Raw genomic sequence first — 20,050 nt, 5'->3', positions numbered from 1 at the left:
GCTATGCAGGGAGGAAGGTAATGTCGTCAGAAGAGTTAGAACAGGTTTGGAGCAGCATTAAATCAGAAGCGAGAGCACTGGCTGATTGTGAACCGATGCTGGCTAGCTTTTTCCATGCGACCTTGCTCAAGCATGAAAATCTGGGTAGTGCACTCAGTTATATTCTGGCAAACAAACTGGCTAATCCGATTATGCCAGCAATTGCAGTGCGCGAAGTTGTGGAGGATGCGTACCGTTCCGACGCGCAAATGATCGTCTCTGCGGCGCGCGATATACTGGCCGTCCGGCTACGTGACCCTGCGGTCGATAAATATTCCACCCCGCTGCTGTATCTGAAAGGCTTCCATGCCTTACAGGCTTACCGTATTGGTCACTGGTTATGGATGCAGGGCCGCCAGGCTTTGGCGATTTACCTGCAAAATCAAATCTCGGTAGCTTTTGGCGTGGATATCCACCCGGCTGCGACTATCGGCTGCGGTATCATGCTCGACCACGCCACGGGGATTGTGATCGGTGAAACTGCCGTGGTGGAGAATAACGTTTCCATTCTGCAATCGGTCACCCTCGGTGGGACCGGCAAAACCAGTGGCGATCGCCATCCTAAAATTCGTGAGGGTGTAATGATCGGCGCTGGGGCTAAAATTCTCGGTAATATCGAAGTGGGTAAAGGGGCCAAGATCGGTGCCGGTTCCGTGGTGCTACAACCCGTTCCCCCGCATACCACTGCGGCAGGTGTGCCCGCCCGTATTGTCGGTCGCCCTGAAAGTGACACCCCGTCGATGGATATGGACCAGTATTTCAATGGTGTTAACCAAGGGTTTGAATACGGCGACGGTATCTGAGTAGCTTCTCTGCAGCAATTGTTCTCTCTTAACGGAGTTGTCCTTTGAACAGACTGACTGAACATCAGCTCCGTTATCTTTTGCTGCAAAAAGAACTCACCAAGCAAGTGAGCCCAGAGGTTTCATTAGCCACGGCCTTGGCAGGCGCATTTAAGACCATGATCCAGCAAGGTGAGCTTGTTGCAGGGCAGTGTTTGCCTGCAAGCCGTGTGCTTGCTGCGTCAATGTTGCTATCCAGAGGCACCATCGAAAGCTGTTACAGCTCATTGGAAGCCGAGGGGTATGTATCCAGAGAGGTTGGCCGGGGGAGTTTTATTTCTCAAAGGCAGCAACCGTTGCTTGGTTTGATGAGTGAGCGCGAAGTCAGGTCATCCGGACGCGTCACTTTAAGTCGAAGATCATCACAACATGCCAAGTCGGAACCAAACAACGTGTTCCAGTACCGGGCATTCAGCCCCGGTACGCCAGAAACCCGCAACTTTCCAATCCACACTTGGGTGGATCTCTATCAGCAAACCATCAAGGAGGAGGGATTATATGCAACTAACGGGAATAATTTGCAGGGTAACATTCATCTGAGAGAAGCGATTTGCGATTATCTTCTTTCAGAGCGAGGGGTAAAAGCGCAAGCCAATCAACTGCTGATTGTGAGCAGTACGCAGCAGTCACTTTCCCTATGCGCACAGGTATTAGCGGATGCTGACGATAGCATCTTTATTGAAAATCCGGGCTATCCTGGCGCCATTAGGGCCTTTCTGGCGGCTCAGTTAAAACTTGTGCCGATTGCCGTCGATGACCAAGGGATCTGCGTCGATGAAATTATTCGTTCTCAGGCCAATGCCCGGTTTTTATACGTTACCCCTTCCAATCAATATCCGACCGGATATGCACTTTCCCTGGAAAGACGTTTGGCTTTGATTGAAGCCGCAAGAAATCGTGAAATGTGGATCATCGAAGATGATTATGACAGCGAATTTCACTACAAAGGCATTGCGACGGCATCATTGCAAGGGCTGGATCCCTACCAACGGACTATTTATTTGGGGACTTTCAGCAAAACGTTATTTCCTGACTTACACGTATCTTATATGGTTCTACCGCTATCACTGATAAACCCTATGATAGCCGCACGGGCAAATACAGACAGCCAGACATCAGGAATAACACAGCGCACGTTAGCGAAATTTATTATGCAAGGACATTATAGAGAACACGTGCTAACGATGAAGAAAATATACTCATTCCGTGCCGAGCTTATTATCAATGAAATAAAGAAACAGTGTAGTTCAAAGGTACAAGTGATTAAACCCAATTGCGGTTTACAGATACTTTGTCTGGTGGAAAGTAAAAAAATTGAGCAATACGTTACGCACCGTGCCGAGCAGTATAATTTAACGCTTAAGGGGTTATCTGAATTTTGTACTCAAGAGATCGCCTTATCAGGCTGGCTAATGGGGTTTGCAGCACTGGATCCTATGGAGATAGCTAATAATATCAAAGCGTTTTCTCACCTTCTAACGTTATGTTTGGATGAAATGGATAGTTCTGCTTCTTGCCAGTAATAAAATAGACCAGGCACCGGCTTTTTCTTTTAATAATTGGTCTAGTGAAGAACTTGGATTGGTCTATTCACAGCACTTAATAATATCGATTACACTTTCCGCAATCGAACCTGGTCCCAGGTTAATGTGAAGGTGGAATATGATAAATACTAAAGATGAAGTTATAATAAGGAATATATTAGCGGCTGATAAACAGAGCTGGGAAAATTTATGGCAACAATATCTGCATTTCTATCGCGCAGATATCACGCCTGAAATTACCGAAAAAACCTTTGTGAGACTGTGCCAAGGGGACTCACTTTCTGGTTTGGTCGCCGTTAATCATGATGGGCAGGTGTTAGGGTTGACGCATATCGTTTATCACGCTTCAACCTGGAGCGAAAAAGATTATTGTTATATCTCGGATTTATTTGTTGATAAAAGTGCGAGAGGAAAGAACGTTGCGGAAAAATTATTTAATGCAGCCTATCAACAGGCCGACTCAAGAGGCGCGAGTAAAGTTTACTGGATGACTCAGGAGTTTAACTCCTCTGCGCGTTCGCTGTACGACAAAATTGGCCAAAGAACCTCTTTCGTTATCTATCAGAGAAAAGAGTGACTCCTGAGCATCATGCGATAGCGCAGTCGTGACGCATATATCGATAGGCGACGGGTATCACCGCCGCCTTTCACTCTTTTATGCCAGATAAAACACTTCGCGCAGTGGTGAACTGACCGGGCTATTGTCCGGATTGCTTGGCATCACGTCGCTCATAAATCGCCACCAACGCTGGCAGGCAGCAGTATTGGCTACGGCATCCCAGCGCTCTTCTGACTCGATCTCGACAAACCCGAACAACAGGTTGCGTTCTTCATCCAGGAAAATGGAATAGTGGTTTGCGCCGTGCTCTTTCAGTACCTGTTCCAGTTCAGGCCAGATAGGGTTGTGGCGCTGCTGGTATTCTGCATGAGCATCCGGGTTTACCTGCATCACAAAAGCTTTACGGATCATGTGGGCTCCTCAGGGGTCACAAGGCTTCTAAATACAGCGCACGAACCTGCTCGCGATCTGCCGTGCGTGGGTTGCAGGGGGCACAGGGATCGGCCAGCGCTTTATCCAACCAGCCCTCAATATCGGCTTCTTTAATACCCAGCGTCGAGAAACCGGCAGGAATTCCCACGCGCAAGGAAAGAGCACGAATGGCGGTAATCGCCTGATGGCTGGCCTGTTCTTCACTCATGCCGGTGGTATCTACCCCCAATGCCAGCGCAATGCGTGCAAAGCGTGCGACGGCATTCGGGCGATTGAACGCTTCGATCACCGGCAACAGTATGGCGTTACAGACGCCGTGGGGCAGGTTGTGAGTTGCACCCGGTTGGTGAGCCAGTGCGTGCACCAGACCCAGACCGGCGCTATTGAATGCCATGCCTGCCAAATATTGGCCGTAAGCCATCATTTCCCGCGCTTGCAGGCTCTTACCGTCTGCCACGGCAGCGGGTAACCAGGTACTAATCAGGCGAATGGCTTCCAGTGCCGAGTGATCGGTCAACGGGTGAGCACCCACAGAAACGTAGGCTTCTACCGCGTGAGTCAGCGCATCCATACCGGTAGCTGCTGTGACGCTGGCAGGAATATTCAACATGACCTGCGGATCGTCCACGGCAATATCAGGGATGATATTGGTGTCGATAATCACTTCTTTAACCTGACGTTGGCTGTCGATGATCACCGCATTACTGGTCATCTCGGCCGCAGTGCCCGCGGTGGTATTGATGGCGACCAGGGGAACGCCAGCCTGCTTGACTTTACCCACCCCAGAGTAAGCGGTGGAAGGGCCGGGGTTGCCGCTGAGGATCTTGATCGCCTTGGCGGTATCGATAGGGCTGCCGCCGCCAAAGGCAATCAGGTAGTCACACTGGTGCTGTTGGAACGCTTGCCAGCCTTGTTGCACCAATGCTTCTGTAGGGTTGGGGAAAACCTCACCGAACATGGCATAGGGCATGGCATGTTGCTGCATGGCGTTCAATAGCCCTTCCAACAGACCGAGCTCCACCAATTGGCCGTCGGTGACGATCAGTGCTTTACCCCACTGCTTTTGTACCAGTAGCTTGACCATATCTTCAATAGCGCCGCTGCCGTGCAAACTGATTTTTGGTAATGCCAGCATGAAACTCATGTTATTGCTCCTGAAGTGGGAACCGTTGTGATGCGCCCGCCGTAGCGGACGCAGGGCATCGACATCTCAATCTTTTAGCGCGGCGGCCAGTGGCGTTACGCCAAAACGTTGAGCCAATGCACTCAACTGGCTACTGGAAATGGTTTGTCTCTTGCCACCCATCGACAGCACTTTCACCATGATTTCGGCAGACTTCTCCGCCGTGTCGATCAGACCGAAGGCATCATCCAGCGTGGGGCCAGTGCCAAAGATGCCGTGGAATGGCCACAGTACCAGGCTGTGTTGACGCATCTGTTCGGCGGTTTGCGTGCCGATGCCGTCGGTGCCCGGCACCATCCATGGCACAATGCCGATGCCGTCAGGGAAGACCACCAGACACTCGGTGCTGCCTTCCCATAGCAAGCGGGTGAAGCTGCCATTATCCAGTTCCTGCACAAAGCTCAGTGCAATCAGATTGGTCGCGTGGCAGTGCATGATGACGCGATCGCTGCCCCCGCTGACGTTCATACGCACAATGTGTGACTGGAAATGGGCGGCCAGTTCTGAAGTCGGCACACCACCTTGTGAAAGCCCCCAGTGGATGTGATAGGCGGTACCGTTGTGGTTTAGTTGCAGCAGCACCAGATTCTCTTCGGCAGCCAGTTGCACATTACGGAAGAATTTCCCTGAACCGGTAACCAGGAACCAGCAGTTGGCCAGTTCGCTTGCCGGTTGCGTCAGTTCTACGCAGCGTGGCTCGGCAACGAAGTCGCTGCGGAAGGGTTCCACATCCTCTGCGGTTAATCTCAGACTGACGTTACCGCCGTTGCGTTCGTCCCAACCTTTGAGCCACATATCGCTGGTGGCTTTGATCATGCCTTGGATAAACCAGGAAGAAAGTATGTGTTGCATGGCGATTTATCCCTTACGTTGGCTGAGGATCTGTTGTTCGTAATTACGTACATTTTCCAGCCAGCTGGCATCGACTGGAACATCGTTACGCTGGCAGTAGGTTTCCCACACGGCCTGCCATGGCAGTGATTTCTGCTCCTCCAGCAATGCCAGGCGTGCGGTGTAGTCGCCACTCTGTTCCACTTTGCGCAGCATTTCGGTCGGTTCCAGCAGTGCCCGCAGCAGGGCTTTCTTCATGTTGCGTGTACCGATCACCCAGGCGGCGATGCGGTTGATTGAGGCATCGAAGAAATCCAGACCGATATGGACACGATTGAACAGCTTATGGCGGACGATCTCACCGGCAATCGCCTGTGTTTCATCATCGAGCAGCACTACGTGATCGCTGTCCCAGCGGACCGGGCGGCTGACATGCAGCAACAGACGTGGCACATACAGCATGGCGCTGGAAATCTTGTCGGAGATCACTTCTGTCGGGTGGAAGTGGCCGGCATCCAGGCACAGTGCGGTTTGACGGCTGGTGGCATAACCGAGATAAAATTCGTTGGAACCCACGGTGTAGCTTTCTGCACCAATGCCGAACAGTTTGCTTTCCACTGCGTCGATGTGGTGTGCCGGGTCGAGTTTTTCAGCAATCACCTCATCCAGTGCACTCGTTAAGCGCTGACGCGGCGCCAGACGATCGATTGGCGTGTCTTTCATGCCATCGGGGATCCAGATGTTCATTACCGAAGGCGTACCGAGCTGTTCGCCAAAATAGGCAGAGATACGGCGGCTGGCCTGGCAATGTTCAATCCAGAACTGACGGATCTGCGGATCGGCATGAGATAGGGTAAAACCATCGGCACTCAACGGATGTGAGAAACAGGACGGGTTGAAATCTAGCCCAAGATGCTGCTGCTTCGCCCATTCCACCCAATTTTTAAAGTGGCGGGGTTCAATTTTATTGCGTGCCACCGGCGTTTCTGACTCAAGATAAATCGCGTGCAGGTTCAGGCGCTTCGGGCCTGGGATCAAGGCCAGTGCCTGTTCCAGATCGGCTCTCAGCTCTTTGGCATTGCGCGCTTTGCCGGGGTAGTTGCCGGTTGCCTGAATACCACCGGTTAATGAACCTTCTGGGTTTTCGAACCCCGCTACGTCATCTCCTTGCCAACAGTGCATCGACACAGGCAGGGTTTCCATTGCGTCAATAGCGGCGTCAACGTCGACACCAACGGCAGCAAAGCGCTGTTTCGCCAGTTCCCAGGCTTGATCGATAGAGCTTTTCATATGCAAAGTTCCTTAGATAATTGACTCAACGACTGAAATTGCGACCAGTGGGCGGCAAAGTCTGGATTGTCGCGAGGAGTGAAATGTTGCAGCGGGAAATTCCGCGCCACGATACGGCGGAATTGACCAATGTCTGTGACGGCATCCAATGCCATCAACTGGCAACCGACGTTGCCTAACGTAGAGGCTTCGATAGGCCCTGCACTGATGGTCAGCCCGCAGGCATCGGCACATAACTGATTAAGAAAATGGTTTTGGCTACCGCCACCGACAATATGCAGATGGCTGAGTGGGCGGCCATGCATCGCTGCCAGCTCTTGGGCAACCTGGCGATAGAGCATGGCGAGGCTGTCGAAGATGCAGCGAACCAGTTGAGCCGCGTTTTCCGGCACCGGCATACCCTGTTCACGGCAGCTGTCTTTGATGGTTTGGCACATATTGCCCGGGTTGATAAAGCGTTCGTCGTTGGGGTTAACCAGGGAACGGCAGGCAGGCTGCTTTGCCGCCTGGGCAATCAATGCTGGCAGATCGCGGATCTCCAGTTCCTGAGTGGCGCGTTGCAGTAGCCACAGGCCCATGATGTTTTTCAGTACCCGATAGCCCGTTGCACCACCTTCGTTGGTAATGTTTGCCGCCAGAGCCTGTGTGTGAACCACAGGAATCGGGCTTTCAATACCCATCAGCGACCAGGTGCCGGAACTGAGGTAGGCGGCATCGGCATCTTGTAATGGCGTGGCGAGCACCGCGCTGGCGGTATCGTGGGTGGCGACGGCGATCACCGGGATCTGCTGGCCGCTGGCACTGGTCCAGAAGCCTACTCGGTTACCCGGTGGGGTCGGTTTACCGAACCAGCCAGCGGGGACACCCGCCCAGGCCAGCAGTTCCTCATCCCACTGATCGCTTTCAATATTCAATAACTGTGTGGTACTGGCATTGGTGTATTCCCAGTTCAGCTCCCCCGTCAGGCGGTAGTGTAGATAATCCGGGATCATCAACAGATGAGCGACTCGCTCGATCAGTTCAGGCTGCTGCTCGCGCAAAGCCCGCAATTGATACAGGGTATTGAAAGGTAAGAACTGAATACCGGTACGTTGATAGATATTGCTCCGGCCAAGCGTCTGTTGTGCCTGAGTCATCAGCCCGTGTGTGCGGGCGTCACGGTAAGAGACGGCTTGCCCAACCCGCTCTCCTTGAGCATCCAGCAGGACGAAATCTACTCCCCAGGTATCGATGCCGATACTATCGAGGTGGATGCCTTCGGTATCGAGTTGAGCCAGTGCCTGGCGGATATTGTGTTCCAGTGCGTCCAGATCCCAGCAGTCTTGCCCGGCACGATGCTGTAAACGATTGGTGAAGCGGCTGACTTCGCGTAGCTGGAGTTGCTGCTGTTCAGGTTGATAGCTGGCCAGCATCACGCGCCCGCTGGAGGCCCCAAGATCGATGGCGACAATATTGCGTAGAGTCATGAGAGAAAGCCCGTTATTGCTTGATGGTGAGCAGTGTAGGAAGTTGCTGGGGGCTCAGCCTTCTCACCACTGCCAGCGCGGGAGGTGGATTGGCAAAATGGCAAAGGTAAAGGTGAAGTCGCTCACAGTTTGCCACTCCAGCCATTTTTCTACTGGTTGTGACCTTGCACGCATTTCTCAACATTGCTGCGGCTTTCTTAAAAAATGCACAGCTTTAGCGCGTTTTTGGGTCAAGAGTTTAAGGTTTCTTCCTCAGTGCTTCTCTTACTATCAGTAACCGACGTTGCGCGGTAATCCTGCCGTGTCAAAGCCTCGCGGGGTAAGATGAATCTATTGCACAGTAGTGATTTTTTCCCTTCCTGCAGCGTACCCGTGGTGATCGAGCCCCGTGAACCGCAGCAGGCTTTTCCAGAACATCATCACGATTTTTACGAAATCGTTATTGTTGAACAAGGGGCCGGTGTTCATGTCTTCAACGGTACCCCTTATAGCCTGAACAGCGGTTGCGTCTGCTTTGTTCGCGATCACGATCGTCACTTGTTTGAGCAGACCGATGGCCTGATTTTGACCAATATCCTGTTCCGGGCACCGGATGCCTTCCGCTTTGTTTCCGGTATTGAGCAATTCCTGCCGAGTGAACGCGATGGGGTATATCCCGCGCATTGGCGTATCAATCAGCAGGTTCTGCAACGGGTCAAGGGGCTGATGACCTTGCTGCAGCAGGCTCCCACAGGGGAACGGCCCGAAGATATTGCGCTGCATGAAAGCGTGTTTATGCAGCTCGTGGTGCAATTATGGCAGGGGTGCCTGGCAAGGCAGGAGAACGATCAGGAAGGACGTTTGCATCAACTATTGGATTGGTTGCAGAACCACTATGCCGAACAGGTCGAATGGCCGGAGTTGGCAGAGCGTTTTGCCATACCGCTGCGCACGCTACACCGGCAGTTGAAGCACCATACCAATATGACGCCACAGCGTTACCTGACCCACCTACGTTTGCTGCAGGCACGCCATATGTTGTGCCACAGCGACAGCAGCATTACCGATATCGCATTTCGTTGTGGCTTTGGTGACAGCAACCATTTTTCAACCCTGTTCAAGCGTGAGTTTACCTGCCCGCCACGGGCGCTACGTGGCTCGGGTTAGCGGGATGAAAATCGCGATTACGTCAATTTTCCTCGAGTTACGTTCGGCAATAATGCTATGCCGGAATAAATAGCAAAGGTGTGTGGATGAGGGAGACATTACTGTTAGAGAGCCGCGATTATCTGCCTTCTGAGCAGATGCCTGTGGCCGTCGCGGAACGTTATCCCCAGGAGGGATTTGCCACACATACTCACCAGTTTTGCGAGATCGTTATCGTCTGGCGTGGTAACGGCCTGCATGTGCTGAACGATCGCCCTTATCGGATCACCTGCGGGGATATTTTCTATGTGCAGGCCAACGATTGCCACAGCTACGAGTCAGTGAACGATCTGGTGCTGGATAATATTATCTACTGTCCTGAACGCTTGCAGTTGAATGCCCAATGGGAAAGTTTACTGCCGTCGTTTGACAGGTCGAGCGAGCACTACTGGCGACTCTCAACCCAGGGCATGGCGCAGGCAAGGCCGATTATTGCTCAACTTTCGCAGGAAAGTCGCAAAACCGATTCGCTATCGATTCAGTTGACGGAAGCGCTGCTGTTACAACTGGCGATTGTACTCAAACGCTATCGTTATGCGGTGGATAATGCCCATATGCTGCCGGATGGTGAACAGTTGGATTTATTGATGGCGGCCTTGCAGAGTGGTATTGACGGGCATTTTGAACTGGCGGCATTCTGCCAGCGTCATAATCTGACCGAACGGGCGTTGAAGCTGTTATTTCGTCAGCAAACCGGTATGACCATTAACCACTACCTGCGGCAGATACAGTTATGTCAGGCTAAACGCCTGCTGCGTCGCAGTGAATACCGTATCAGTGATATCGCGGCCCGGTGTGGCTTTGAGGACAGTAATTACTTTTCTGTGGTATTTACACGCGAGGCCGGTATGACCCCGCGCGAGTATCGTCAGCGGTTTTTCGCCTAGGTTAGGCGATCCGCCGCGTGCGGATGTTTAACACCTGTGCGATCTTTTCCAGTTGGTCTCCCTGATGTCCGATGCCAATAGCGCAGTGATGTGCGGGGCCGCCCAGCGACCAGTTGCGGGTAAAGGTTCGGGCATCCAGTTTAAAACGGTAGCGACTATTGGTATTGCCGATGTCGAGCGTTTCCCCAGCTACTGAAGTGCCTTCGGCATACTGCAGCAGCACCTCGCCATTGCGCTCTTCAATCACCGAAAGAAACGTAACTGGCCCATTTTTTACCGACATCTGAATCGAAATGCCACATCCTGGCTTGCCGTGGTACACCGGTAACGGTACCAGGCGTACGTCACCTTCAGCCATCAGCGGATGCGCTGGTCCATCATGGCCCCAGAGCACTGCGTCATCTGTAAACTCAATACCATAAGGTTCGGAGAATGAGCCGCCAGCCCCCAACAGGGCGAAGATTTTCATCGCGATCACGTTTTTGACTTCATATTCCCCGGCGATCGGAATACCTTTTTGGGTCAACAGGGTGCTGCCGGCAATCACGGAAGTGACAATATTCTCGTAATCATTGCCGTTTTGTCCTTCGTAGTAGTACGCCATAGCTCCCAGCCGATGCCGTTCCACCAGTTGATCCAGTGCACAGGCGGTATGAGCGGCACGCTGCAATTCGGTCTCAGAACAGCGTTCATCCACAACAAAAGTACGGTGCATTTCATCGCGCTTAGTATGGATCTGTACTGCCGTGCTTTGTTGTCGCAGGGCGTTCAGTTCGCACATTTCCAGAGGTTTGAAACGCACACCAAGCCGAGCAGAAAGATTGGTCAGGTTGCTGTAAACATCTACCATCCCGTCATAGTAGTGGCCAAGCAGGCCGATCTGCGTTGTGCGTAATGCGTTACGAAGCGCGAAAGCGTTCAGCCAGTTGTCCAGTTCCTGCCAAACCTGCGCATCGCCTTGTAATGCCCCCACCAGTAACTGGTAATCAATGTTGGCACGATTGAAGACGTTGGCCAGTTCTGGCGCACTACATGCCTGGCAATGAGCCAGCCATTCACCGGTGCGATCGCCACGATCCGGCAGAGAGCATATTTTCTGATAGGGCAGGCCGACTTCTGGTTGCAGGGCCAGTACCAGCAACGGTTTGCCCAAGCTTTGTACCAGCGGCAATACTGTGGCGCTGAGTGCATAGGTACTGATGTAGAGTATGATGACATCCACTGGCTGTTGGCGGGTTTTAGCCAGCAGCGCATCAGCAGCCACCACCGAATCCACCAGCCCACCATGCTGAACCTGATGGTGGGAAAGGCGTGCGGCGATCTGATCCAGGTAGCTTTCAAGACGGGGCTTAAGGCCGCTAAACTGCGGCCAGTAAGTGTCAAGCCCGATGCCGAACAGCAAGATATTCAATGGTTCTTTCATTTTTCAGTCCTCAGGATGCCATTCCCAGGCCTACAATGTTGGCTGCCAGGATGATCACCAGACAGCCAAGGGACAGTACCGCCACCGGTTTTCTGGTGCCACATTTCCACTCTTTCAGCAACAGACCGACGATACCGCCACACAGTACGTAGAAGCTCATGTGGAGCATCCAGCTCATGTAATCGTACTGGGCTGGGATTTTGGCATGTCCCCAGGCGTAGAAGAAGAATTGCAGATACCACATCAGCCCGGCGAGCATGGAGAACAGGACGTTGGCGACCAGCAGTTTCTTCGGCAGAGAGAAGTCGGCTTTGACCGACAGATTTTTCAGGGTTGCCAGCCGCAGGAAGCAATACCCCAGGTTTATCAGCGCACCACCGCCCATAATGACCACATAGCTTGGCAACGCGACGTACAGCGGATCGATACCCAGCGATCCAGCAGTTTCATGCATGGGTTTGGCTGCGTCCATTGCGAATGACATCCCGGCAGAGAAAATGCCACACATCACCGCCAACGCTAGCCCTTTCTTGAGGTTGAACTCTTCGGCACGGATGCCCATTGCCCGCTCTTTCAGTAAGCCTGCATAGCTGACGATCACCACGCCGATCAGTGCAACAAATACCCCCATCAGCGACATACGGCCACCAGCGGTGCCGAACAGGAGTTCAAAGCGGCCTTGCAACAGTGGCGTCATCAAGGTGCCGATGATCAAGGTGATACCGATAGCGATACCAATTCCCATCGACATGCCAAGATAGCGCATGGTCAGGCCGTAGTTGATGTTACCAATCCCCCACATGGCACCGAAAAGAAATACCGGCAGCAGGGTAGATGCGCTGAATGAGCCATAGTATTGCCAGAAATCAGGCAACAGCATGTAGCTGATTGCCCAAGGCAGGATTAACCACGATACGAAGCCACCAACTGACCACATGGTCTCCCAGGACCAGTTCTTTACCTGCTTGAAGGGGGCGTAGAAGCAGGCTGCGCTGGCTGCCCCTACGAGGTGCCAGAGGATCCCTAGCAGAATAGCGTTGTTCATCTTGTTATCCTTCGTTGTTGTTGACGTGGAGGCATGGAGCGCTGAAACCACGGATGAACAGGAAGTCTAAAGAGACACTAAAAAAGGAACCTTCGGTTGGCTGCCGGATGATTAGCGAGCATGGCAAAATTCAGCGGGTGGGTATGTCGACGATCACAGTTCCGGCGAGAATGATTTGGCCCCGCTGTAATCGGGCGATACCTGATGGGCAGAGCATCACCCGGCGGGGGTTAATCCTTGAGGAGTGCTCCGGCATAGCCGAGCTGTCGCCAGGCCTCGTAAACCACCACTGACACGGCGTTTGACAGGTTCATGCTGCGGCTCTGGGCCTGCATGGGGATACGGATTTTATGCTGTGCGGGTAACGCGTCCAGAATGCTGGCCGGTAAGCCGCGGGTTTCCGGGCCAAATAGCAGGTAGTCGCCAGCCTGATAGCTGACCCCACTATGTGCAGGCGTGCCTTTGGTCGTTAGCGCAAACAGCCGCTGCGGATTTTCTTGGCTGAGGAATGCGGCATAATCTGCATGGCGCTGGATACTGGCGAATTCATGATAGTCCAAACCGGCGCGGCGCAGGCGTTTGTCGTCCCAAGGGAAGCCCATCGGTTCGATCAGATGCAACTGGAAACCGGTATTGGCGCATAGGCGAATGATGTTACCGGTATTGGGTGGGATTTCAGGTTCAAATAAAACAATATTCAGCATGTCTCGGGCCCCTCATGAAGAGGAGCGCAGGATAGCAAAATCTTTTCTTGCTGGCGATTAGCGCTGATGCAGTGGCAGCCACAAAACCAGGCGTAGCCCACCCAACGGACTGTCTTCTGCTCTTACCCAACCGCGATGCTGCGTGACGGCGGCTTCCACAATGGCTAACCCCAATCCAGTGCCACCGGATTGGCGATCGCGTGCTTCATCGGTGCGGTAAAACGGCCTGAAAATCTGTTCACGATCCTCTGGGCTTACACCAGGGCCATCATCGTCGACTATGATCGTGATCCCCTGATTATCTGCGTTGAACGACACCGCTATGTGCGTATCAGAGTAGCGAAGGGCATTACGTACGATGTTCTCTAGTGCGCTGTCTAAGGCGCCTGAGTTGCCGTAAATTGTCCAAGGGCCGGGAGGAGAAGTGATCACCAACTGTTTGCCCATTTGTTCGGCTTCGAAACTGGCGTCATTCAATACGTCCGCCCACAGCTCATTGGCCTTCAGCAACTCCCGTATCAACTCGCTTTTTTGTTGCCCGCGAGACAGCACCAACAGATCGTTAATCATTGAATCCAGCCGCTGCGCCTCGGTTTCAATCCTTGCCAGTTCATGGCCTTCGCCATGTCGGCGGCGCATAAGGGCTGTCGCCAGTTGCAAGCGTGTCAGCGGAGTACGTAACTCGTGGGAAATGTCGGAAATCAACCGTTGCTGGGCGGTCATCATCCTTTCCAGAGCGCTCACCATCTGGTTGAAGCTGGCACCGGTGGCGAGGAACTCCTGCGGCCCGGATTCCAGTTCTGGATGTTGTTTCAGGTTACCTCGCGCCACATCATCGGCAGCATTTTTCAGCTTGCGGGCAGGCTTGGCCAGGCTCCAGGACAACCATAGCAATAGTGGTGCACTGATCAACATGGTGACGATCAGCAACAGCAGAGGCCGGTCAAACATCAGGTTGATAAAATCGGATTGTGGGCTATTTGCAGGGCGGATCAGGTACAACTGGTAGTTATCTTCACCATCGCGAACTGAAAAGGGGCCAACCAGTTCAACGCGGCCATATTTTTTCTTTTTCGGATAGTCCGCGTTATCAGACTGACCAATAAAGTTGCGTACAATCTGCATTTCGTTGCGCTGCGCACCGATCACTCGCCCTTCGCTGGTGACCAGCAGTAGGCGTTGACCCGGCGGTGCCCATTTTTCGATGGCGCGAAACAGGCGGCGCCACCACATCAGATCGTTGGCTGGGTCGTTCTGCAGTTCGGCTTCGACATGTTGTTGCAGCATCAATCCCTGACGCTGTTCGCTGTCTAGCAGCGAGGTCATTTGACGGGAGTCAAGTTTGGGCACCATCAGCACCAACATCAGCACCAGAGCCAATGTGAACCAGAAAATGGCGAAGATACGTGCCGTCAAACTATTAATCATGTTGCAGATACCATCAGGTAGCCTCGCCCACGCAGGGTTTTGAACCACGGGTGGCCGTCTTTACGATCCGGCAATTTGCGTCGAAGGTTAGAGATATGCATATCAATGGCGCGATCAAACGGCGTCAGCCGCTTGCCCAGTACTTCCTGGCTTAATAATTCACGTGAGACTACCTGACCGAGATGCTGTGCTAACAGATACAGCAAGGTAAACTCAGTGCCAGTCAGATCGAGCACTTGCCCATCGAAACTGGCTTCCTGACGGCCAGGGTTCAGTTGCAAGCCGTCAACGTCGAGACTTGGCGCGCTGTTGTCTACGCTCTGCTGTTGTTCGCTCCAATTGGAACGGCGCAGAATGGCGCGGATACGAGCAACCAGTTCACGATCGTTAAAGGGTTTCGGCAGATAATCATCGGCACCTAGCTCCAGACCAAGCACGCGGTCCAGTTCACTGCCTCTGGCGGTCAACATAATCACAGGGGTCTGGTGGTGTTGACGTAATTCTTTCAACGTATCGATGCCATTTTTCTTCGGCATCATCACATCAAGCAAGAGTAGATCGATAGAACTGTCCAACAGCGACAGCGCCTGTTCACCATCGTATGCGACAACGATATTAAAGCCTTCCATTTCAAGCAGTTCTTTCAGTAGCGAGGTTAGCTCGCGGTCGTCGTCAACTAACAGAATTTTATTCATTATGATTTACCTCCTGACGCAAAATACGCCATCAACTGTCGGCATTCCATGACTTTACGTAGTTTTACATGCACTGACGCATGTTTGCAGGTGCAGCAGTACACTGCTCCTCGTTGATTCGTAAAGTGAGAAGGCTCGGGGAGTAAAAATGGTTAATGTAACCGCGGTAGTTATAGCATCAATGTTGGCAATGGGTTCTTCCTCTGCCTTCGCTGCTGATACTACACCGGAAACTGTCCAACCTCCTGCTAATGATGTGCCGCAGGGCATACACGCCCAACAGCACATGTTCGACGGCGTCACTCTAAGCGTACAACAACGTCAGCAAATGCGAGATTTAATGCGTCAGGCCCGCCACCATCTGCCTGGTGATAATGTAGTTGAAATGGAAACCATGCATAAACTGGTTACCGCAGATAAATTTGATGAAGCCGCCGTTTATGCTCAGGCGGAAAAGATGGCTCAGGAACAGGTTAAGCGCCAAGTCGAAATGGCCCGAGTGCGCAATCAAATGTATAACCTGCTGACGCCAGAGCAAAAAAGTGTTTTAGATCAGAAGCATCAGCAGCGCATGCAGCAGATGGAGCAACAGATTTCTGGTTTGCAACAAACTTCTGCCCAGAAGTTAAGTATGAATGAGTAATCTCCTGTTTTTTCCTTGCCATAGACACCATCCCTGTCTTCCCCCCTCATGATGAGGGGGTTTTTTTTATCCCCTTATAATTATGTTAGCCCTCCTTTCTGCGAACAGTCTAAGTCTTCTCCAAACGGTAACGTGCTGGATATTGGCGTTCCTGGTAAAGATCTCAAGCCGATGCACAGGTGCTTTGATCTTGCCCATCCACCTATCGAGAGGCCTATTTGTTGATTTACATCAATCTATTAGCCTGTTTTTTGCTCAGTGACTACTGTATGCTCCTAGCCCGTAAATACCCTTCATTTTAATAAGGTTAATGTTTGGAAATAGTGACTAATCAGTAAATCTTTCTGCCGCCAATGGCGTAGAAAAACGTTGCGTTTCCTGCTTTGCGGCATGAAAGGTACGTTATTGATTGCCATGAAATTTCAACACATGAACTTTGCCGCTATTTATTGGCGTTATTTAGTCAGCTAACCGGGTTTTCTCCAGTTGGGTCTTTTGCGTCTTCCCTGTGTTGAGTTTCGTTTTTTGCTTTTGGTGTTGACACTGATACCAAAGGGCTGGCTTTAAAAGGAAATGAAGAATGAAATTCACAGATATTATTGATAAATCTCGGCCATTTAGCGCTTGGTTGGATGCAGAAAAAATCCCCTGGAATGAGCCACTGTTCAGTGAGCGCATGCTGCAGAATCATCTGGCGCAAGAGCACGACTGGGCCAGCCGCCGTTTTGCGATTATCGACCAGCATGTTAACTGGATCGATAGCCAACTCCCCGCAGAGGGACGGATCCTGGATATCGGCTGCGGCCCCGGCTTCTATCTACAACGTCTAGCGCAGAAAGGTTTCCAGTGTACTGGGGTTGATTTCTCCCCGGCTTCTATTCGCTATGCCCGGCAACAGGCGGCAAGCGCAGGGCTGGATATCAGTTACCATTGTCAGGATATCCGCCAGTTTAAAGCTGAAGCCACCTATGACTTTATCATGATGACCTTTGGTGAGTTCAACGTCTTCAGCAAGGCTGAGAGCCTGGCGATACTTAACAATGCTGCGAACTGGCTGAAACCTGGTGGTCAACTCATTATCGAGGTTCATACCGAGGACGAAATCAAGCGTCAGGGCGAAAGCGAAAACCATTGGGGGGCACACCAGCAAGGTTTGTTCTCAATTCGCCCGCACCTGTTACTGACGGAGAATGCCTGGGACGAGCAACAGAGAGTTGCTTCAACAGCCTGGTGGGTTCTGGAGCAAGATGGCGAGGTTTCGTTGTTTGCCAGCCATATGCAAGCCTGGAGCAACGAAGAGTACCGGCAAAGCCTGAATGACCAAGGTATTGGTAGTATCACCCAACTGACTGACACCGCCTGGCCTGCCGGTGAGATTTTTACCGGAAAGCTTTTTGTTCTGCATGGTGTTAAACATCCATAATGCTACAAGCATGGAGGTAGCATGAAAGAAGTCGAACCATCACAGGGCCATGGCCGTTCCGTCGCTTTGCTGTTTCCACTTTCGTTAATGCTGTTTGAATTTGCCGCTTACCTGACCAACGACATGATCCAACCCGGCATTATCGATGTCGTCAGAGAGTTTAATGCCGACGTCAGCCTGGCCCCCGCGTCGATCAGCATCTATATGGCGGGTGGAATGGTGTTGCAGTGGCTACTTGGCCCCCTTTCCGATCGAATTGGCCGCAGGCCGGTGTTACTGAGTGGTACGTTGCTGTTCATATTGAGCTGCGTTGCCACCCTGTTCACCAGCAATATGGAACAGTATCTTCTGACTCGCTTTATTCAGGGGACCAGCATGTGTTTCATCGCCACCGTCGGTTACGTGGCGGTGCAAGAGGCTTTCGGTGAGAAAGATGCCATCAAAATGATGGCGTTAATCACCTCCATAACCCTGATTGCCCCGATTATTGGTCCGTTGGCCGGTGCGGCTTTTATCCAGATAGCCCATTGGAAGGGGATGTTTGCTTTGATTGCCATTCTGGCATTGGTGGCTTTACTGGGACTGTGGCGCACGATGCCTGAAACGGTCATGAGACAAGGTACTTCCTTTAGTTTTGGGGGAATTGCAGATGATTTTAAGCAGGTCTTTCGTAACCGCTGTTTCTTGGCAGGCGCGCTGACGATCAGCTGTGCTTATATTCCATTGATGGCTTGGGTCGCAATCTCACCCGTTATCCTGATTGATAATGGCGGGCTGACATCGTCACAGTATGCTTGGACCCAGGTTCCGATCTTTGTGGCAGTGATCTTGGGTAACCTGACGGTAGTGAAGCTGGTGGGCGATAACCCTTCCGACCGTATATTGTGGGCTGGTGCCCCTATCCAGCTCACTGGGTTGTGTTTGGCGGTGCTTGGCAATCTGCTTGCACCGCATATCTGGCTGTGGTCGGTGGCTGGGATCAGCACATATGCTTTTGGCACCGGGATGATCTTTCCTATTTTGTTCCGGCGAACGCTGTTTTCCAGTTCTTCCCCCAAAGGTACTGTCTCCGCTACGCTCAATATTATCGTGCTAAGTAGCATCGCACTGAGTATCGAAGTCGGTAGATTGGTCTATCAGTACGGTAATAAAATGCTATTCCATGCCCTCGGTCTGGCTGCTGGTGCGTTGAGTCTGATGTTTCTGATGCGTTTCCTACAGGCGCTGAAAGTCAATGGGAGCACTCAACCACTGGCTCCCTTGTTAGAAGATATTCAGGAGTGAGGTAAGCCTTAAGAACGCCGATTGCAGCGGTTATTCGGCCTACGTCTGGGCTGAATAACTGCAGCCAACACCCATGCAGCTTGAAGGGCGACGGGTATACATCGGAAGTGTTGCTTTAATCCCACTTATAATTTTGACACTCACGCCGGAACTCATCCATTAAGCATCTTGCCGCTGAGGTTAATGGCCTCTCTGAAGAGTAAATGAGGCTGAATTCGGCTTTTGGCAGAGGTTCCTTTACAGGGATAGTACAAAAATTCTGTGCCAGAAAATGTGAGCGTGCCAAGGACTCGGTAGCAATAGTAAGATAGTCCGCATGTAAAGCCATTTGTATGGCAGCACTGCCTGTTCCACGCATTACTGTTTTACATTGACGATTTATAAATTCGGATAGTAATGAGTCGATATTATTTTTATGCCCCATTGTTGTGACTGGTAAAAACCAGTCGGCGCCTTTTAATTCCTCTAGTGAGGTACAGTTTGCTAATTGATGTCCTTTGCGTACATATATGGCATATGACGTTTTAAATAGCGGTTCCAGTACAATTCCACTGAGATAATCAGAGGGTATATCAACTCCCATAATAAAGTCTAACTTGCCAGTGCGCAGTGCAGGGAGTAATTCTGATACTTGCCCTTCCATGTTGGTAATATTTGATTTTGGATGTTTTCTTCTGAATTTCTTTACTGCCTCCGGGTATACTGTAAAAAGGGAAAGTGATGATACTCCCATTACTACAGTTCCTGAATTCGAGTGGTTAAACTGTTCCAGTTCATCCAGAGCTCGCTCTAGCTCATTTAATACTAACTCAATACGAGCATTAAATAATCGGCCTGCCTCAGTGGGCATAACTCCACCCCCACCTCTGATTAACAACGGGGTGCCTAATATTTGCTCCAACTCACGTAAACTACGTGTTATTCCTGGCTGTGATTGTTCAAGTGCTTTAGCTGCCGCACTGATGCTGCCGTGAAGTATTACCGACTGAAATGCCTGGAGCTGTTGGAGTTTTGGTAAATATCTCATGATGTCTCTTTTTTATTTGTTTTAGTAATATTTAAGGTGCAGGCGTTCTGGTTTTACTTTTCGTCACTACATGACTATCATTTGTAACATTGAAACTTGTTGAACCCCCCCTTGAGTTTT

19 protein-coding genes are annotated in these 20,050 nt (G+C 51.6%); 8 read left to right on the top strand and 11 right to left on the bottom strand.

Annotated features, from left to right (window positions below):
* Window positions 1-20 precede the first annotated feature (20 nt).
* The 3 genes from cysE (at window position 21) to SAQUA_RS23965 (ending at window position 3,002) form a co-directional block, all read left to right on the top strand.
* The gene (gene cysE, locus SAQUA_RS23975; protein ID WP_380674241.1) at window positions 21-842 is read left to right on the top strand and encodes a serine O-acetyltransferase; all 822 of its coding nucleotides are present in this window, start codon (window positions 21-23) and stop codon (window positions 840-842) included.
* A 44-nt stretch (window positions 843-886) separates the two neighbouring features.
* Entirely contained in the window at window positions 887-2,404 is a 1,518-nt protein-coding gene (locus SAQUA_RS23970) for a PLP-dependent aminotransferase family protein (RefSeq protein ID WP_380674242.1), read from the top strand.
* A 139-nt stretch (window positions 2,405-2,543) separates the two neighbouring features.
* On the top strand, window positions 2,544-3,002 hold the full coding sequence (locus tag SAQUA_RS23965) for a GNAT family N-acetyltransferase (protein ID WP_380674243.1): 459 nt from the start codon (window positions 2,544-2,546) through the stop codon (window positions 3,000-3,002).
* A 78-nt stretch (window positions 3,003-3,080) separates the two neighbouring features.
* On the opposite strand, the gene rhaM is transcribed toward SAQUA_RS23965, so the two are convergent.
* The 5 genes from rhaM to rhaB all read right to left on the bottom strand — a co-directional run bounded on the left by rhaM (window position 3,081) and on the right by rhaB (window position 8,132).
* The gene (rhaM, locus tag SAQUA_RS23960; protein WP_380674244.1) at window positions 3,081-3,395 is read right to left on the bottom strand and encodes an L-rhamnose mutarotase; all 315 of its coding nucleotides are present in this window, start codon (window positions 3,393-3,395) and stop codon (window positions 3,081-3,083) included.
* Between the two features lie 16 nt (window positions 3,396-3,411).
* On the bottom strand, window positions 3,412-4,560 hold the full coding sequence (gene fucO, locus SAQUA_RS23955) for a lactaldehyde reductase (RefSeq protein WP_380674245.1): 1,149 nt from the start codon (window positions 4,558-4,560) through the stop codon (window positions 3,412-3,414).
* A gap of 66 nt (window positions 4,561-4,626) precedes the next feature.
* Window positions 4,627-5,451: a rhamnulose-1-phosphate aldolase gene (rhaD, locus tag SAQUA_RS23950; RefSeq protein WP_380674246.1), complete on the bottom strand. Its 825-nt coding sequence runs from the start codon at window positions 5,449-5,451 to the stop codon at window positions 4,627-4,629.
* A 6-nt stretch (window positions 5,452-5,457) separates the two neighbouring features.
* On the bottom strand, window positions 5,458-6,720 hold the full coding sequence (locus SAQUA_RS23945; protein WP_380674247.1) for an L-rhamnose isomerase: 1,263 nt from the start codon (window positions 6,718-6,720) through the stop codon (window positions 5,458-5,460).
* Complete coding sequence (gene rhaB / locus SAQUA_RS23940; protein WP_404413225.1) at window positions 6,717-8,132, bottom strand: rhamnulokinase; 1,416 nt, start codon at window positions 8,130-8,132, stop codon at window positions 6,717-6,719. Before rhaB ends, SAQUA_RS23945 begins: the two co-directional genes overlap by 4 nt.
* Window positions 8,133-8,510: 378 nt before the next feature.
* Between rhaB and rhaS the strand changes: the two genes are divergently transcribed.
* Together rhaS and rhaR are read left to right on the top strand one after the other, a co-directional pair.
* Window positions 8,511-9,332, top strand: a complete 822-nt coding sequence (gene rhaS, locus SAQUA_RS23935) for an HTH-type transcriptional activator RhaS (protein WP_380674249.1) — start codon at window positions 8,511-8,513, stop codon at window positions 9,330-9,332.
* Window positions 9,333-9,418: 86 nt separating this feature from the next.
* A complete protein-coding gene (rhaR, locus tag SAQUA_RS23930) occupies window positions 9,419-10,258 on the top strand; it encodes an HTH-type transcriptional activator RhaR (RefSeq protein ID WP_380674250.1) in 840 nt (279 codons plus the stop codon).
* A 1-nt stretch (window position 10,259) separates the two neighbouring features.
* On the opposite strand, the gene SAQUA_RS23925 is transcribed toward rhaR, so the two are convergent.
* The 5 genes from SAQUA_RS23925 to cpxR all read right to left on the bottom strand — a co-directional run bounded on the left by SAQUA_RS23925 (window position 10,260) and on the right by cpxR (window position 15,553).
* Window positions 10,260-11,681: an arabinose isomerase gene (locus SAQUA_RS23925; RefSeq protein ID WP_380674251.1), complete on the bottom strand. Its 1,422-nt coding sequence runs from the start codon at window positions 11,679-11,681 to the stop codon at window positions 10,260-10,262.
* Window positions 11,682-11,691: 10 nt separating this feature from the next.
* Window positions 11,692-12,726, bottom strand: coding sequence for an L-rhamnose/proton symporter RhaT (gene rhaT, locus SAQUA_RS23920; RefSeq protein ID WP_380674252.1), 1,035 nt, complete (start codon window positions 12,724-12,726; stop codon window positions 11,692-11,694).
* A gap of 230 nt (window positions 12,727-12,956) precedes the next feature.
* Complete coding sequence (trmL, locus tag SAQUA_RS23915) at window positions 12,957-13,430, bottom strand: tRNA (uridine(34)/cytosine(34)/5-carboxymethylaminomethyluridine(34)-2'-O)-methyltransferase TrmL (protein ID WP_380674253.1); 474 nt, start codon at window positions 13,428-13,430, stop codon at window positions 12,957-12,959.
* A 57-nt stretch (window positions 13,431-13,487) separates the two neighbouring features.
* Complete coding sequence (gene cpxA / locus SAQUA_RS23910; RefSeq protein WP_380674254.1) at window positions 13,488-14,858, bottom strand: envelope stress sensor histidine kinase CpxA; 1,371 nt, start codon at window positions 14,856-14,858, stop codon at window positions 13,488-13,490.
* Window positions 14,855-15,553: an envelope stress response regulator transcription factor CpxR gene (cpxR, locus tag SAQUA_RS23905; RefSeq protein ID WP_380674255.1), complete on the bottom strand. Its 699-nt coding sequence runs from the start codon at window positions 15,551-15,553 to the stop codon at window positions 14,855-14,857. The genes cpxA and cpxR overlap by 4 nt, the downstream gene beginning before the upstream one ends.
* Before the next feature lie 148 nt (window positions 15,554-15,701).
* Here cpxR and cpxP point away from each other — a divergent pair, with 148 nt between their 5' ends.
* From cpxP to SAQUA_RS23890, 3 genes are all read left to right on the top strand, one after another.
* The gene (gene cpxP / locus SAQUA_RS23900; RefSeq protein WP_380674256.1) at window positions 15,702-16,196 is read left to right on the top strand and encodes a cell-envelope stress modulator CpxP; all 495 of its coding nucleotides are present in this window, start codon (window positions 15,702-15,704) and stop codon (window positions 16,194-16,196) included.
* Window positions 16,197-16,776: 580 nt separating this feature from the next.
* Window positions 16,777-17,619, top strand: a complete 843-nt coding sequence (locus SAQUA_RS23895) for a class I SAM-dependent methyltransferase (protein WP_380674257.1) — start codon at window positions 16,777-16,779, stop codon at window positions 17,617-17,619.
* Between the two features lie 21 nt (window positions 17,620-17,640).
* Window positions 17,641-18,903, top strand: coding sequence for an MFS transporter (locus tag SAQUA_RS23890; RefSeq protein WP_380674258.1), 1,263 nt, complete (start codon window positions 17,641-17,643; stop codon window positions 18,901-18,903).
* A 115-nt stretch (window positions 18,904-19,018) separates the two neighbouring features.
* Here the strand turns inward: SAQUA_RS23890 and SAQUA_RS23885 are convergent, their stop codons facing one another.
* The gene (locus SAQUA_RS23885) at window positions 19,019-19,930 is read right to left on the bottom strand and encodes a LysR substrate-binding domain-containing protein (RefSeq protein WP_380674259.1); all 912 of its coding nucleotides are present in this window, start codon (window positions 19,928-19,930) and stop codon (window positions 19,019-19,021) included.
* Window positions 19,931-20,050 lie beyond the last annotated feature (120 nt).

Origin of the sequence: Serratia aquatilis (assembly GCF_044865145.1) — a bacterium.
Classification (GTDB): Bacteria; Pseudomonadota; Gammaproteobacteria; order Enterobacterales; family Enterobacteriaceae; genus Chania; species Chania aquatilis.
Note: the sequence above shows the minus strand (reverse complement) of the source record. Positions and strands in the feature narration are given on the sequence as shown.

What these genes read in the sequence shown, in the direction of transcription:
- SAQUA_RS23945 (WP_380674247.1), bottom strand. Translation starts at nt 6,720, where the DNA reads ATGAAAAGCTCTATCGATCAAGCCTGGGAACTGGCGAAACAGCGCTTT.
- cpxA (WP_380674254.1), bottom strand. Translation starts at nt 14,858, where the DNA reads ATGATTAATAGTTTGACGGCACGTATCTTCGCCATTTTCTGGTTCACA.
- rhaM (WP_380674244.1), bottom strand. Translation starts at nt 3,395, where the DNA reads ATGATCCGTAAAGCTTTTGTGATGCAGGTAAACCCGGATGCTCATGCA.
- fucO (WP_380674245.1), bottom strand. Translation starts at nt 4,560, where the DNA reads ATGAGTTTCATGCTGGCATTACCAAAAATCAGTTTGCACGGCAGCGGC.
- rhaB (WP_404413225.1), bottom strand. Translation starts at nt 8,132, where the DNA reads ATGCTGGCCAGCTATCAACCTGAACAGCAGCAACTCCAGCTACGCGAA.
- SAQUA_RS23895 (WP_380674257.1), top strand. Translation starts at nt 16,777, where the DNA reads ATGAAATTCACAGATATTATTGATAAATCTCGGCCATTTAGCGCTTGG.
- trmL (WP_380674253.1), bottom strand. Translation starts at nt 13,430, where the DNA reads ATGCTGAATATTGTTTTATTTGAACCTGAAATCCCACCCAATACCGGT.
- cpxR (WP_380674255.1), bottom strand. Translation starts at nt 15,553, where the DNA reads ATGAATAAAATTCTGTTAGTTGACGACGACCGCGAGCTAACCTCGCTA.
- rhaR (WP_380674250.1), top strand. Translation starts at nt 9,419, where the DNA reads ATGAGGGAGACATTACTGTTAGAGAGCCGCGATTATCTGCCTTCTGAG.
- SAQUA_RS23925 (WP_380674251.1), bottom strand. Translation starts at nt 11,681, where the DNA reads ATGAAAGAACCATTGAATATCTTGCTGTTCGGCATCGGGCTTGACACT.
- rhaD (WP_380674246.1), bottom strand. Translation starts at nt 5,451, where the DNA reads ATGCAACACATACTTTCTTCCTGGTTTATCCAAGGCATGATCAAAGCC.
- rhaS (WP_380674249.1), top strand. Translation starts at nt 8,511, where the DNA reads ATGAATCTATTGCACAGTAGTGATTTTTTCCCTTCCTGCAGCGTACCC.
- SAQUA_RS23885 (WP_380674259.1), bottom strand. Translation starts at nt 19,930, where the DNA reads ATGAGATATTTACCAAAACTCCAACAGCTCCAGGCATTTCAGTCGGTA.
- cysE (WP_380674241.1), top strand. Translation starts at nt 21, where the DNA reads ATGTCGTCAGAAGAGTTAGAACAGGTTTGGAGCAGCATTAAATCAGAA.
- rhaT (WP_380674252.1), bottom strand. Translation starts at nt 12,726, where the DNA reads ATGAACAACGCTATTCTGCTAGGGATCCTCTGGCACCTCGTAGGGGCA.
- SAQUA_RS23890 (WP_380674258.1), top strand. Translation starts at nt 17,641, where the DNA reads ATGAAAGAAGTCGAACCATCACAGGGCCATGGCCGTTCCGTCGCTTTG.
- SAQUA_RS23965 (WP_380674243.1), top strand. Translation starts at nt 2,544, where the DNA reads ATGATAAATACTAAAGATGAAGTTATAATAAGGAATATATTAGCGGCT.
- cpxP (WP_380674256.1), top strand. Translation starts at nt 15,702, where the DNA reads ATGGTTAATGTAACCGCGGTAGTTATAGCATCAATGTTGGCAATGGGT.